Raw genomic sequence first — 600 nt, forward strand, 5'->3', positions numbered from 1 at the left:
CGCAGCTAACTCCAAAGAAGCGGTAAATGGTGGACAACTAAATACCACTAACCAAAATGTCAGTGCGAACACCACAAGCATCAGTAACTTGCAAAATCAAACATTTAAATTACAGGCAAATAACGACACTGCAAGTTCAGTAAAATCAACTGATACAGTCAAATTTACTGATGGTAAGAATGTCGCAATCACCCGTACAGGAAATGAAATCACGGTTGCGACCAAAAACGACGTGAACTTTGACAAGGTCACCGTTGGAAATATTACCCTTGACAAGGCAACCAATAAAATCAGTGGTATTGCCGCTGGCGCAGTGACATCGGCATCAACCGAAGCAATCAATGGCAGTCAGTTGTACGGTGCAGCGAATAATGTGAAGAACATTATCGGTGGTGCCACGACGATAGACACCGCGACAGGTGCACTGACCACGAGTAACATTGGTGGCACAGGTGAGACGACGATTGACAAAGCGATCACCACTGTTAAAGGTACGGCAGATACTGCGCTGACAGAAGCGAACAAAGGCCTGAACTTCCGAGCGAATACAGGTGCCTCAGACAATGTGAAGCTTGGTGAAACCATCACCCTTGCAGATGG

1 pseudogene is annotated in these 600 nt (G+C 46.0%); it reads left to right on the plus strand.

Going from position 1 to position 600, the window contains the following annotated elements:
* Nucleotides 1-600: pseudogene (locus tag QLG00_RS01225) on the plus strand (hypothetical protein); the annotation flags it as partial.

Origin of the sequence: Acinetobacter sp. V89_7, from assembly GCF_029967895.1 — a bacterium.
GTDB lineage: Bacteria > Pseudomonadota > Gammaproteobacteria > Pseudomonadales > Moraxellaceae > Acinetobacter > Acinetobacter soli.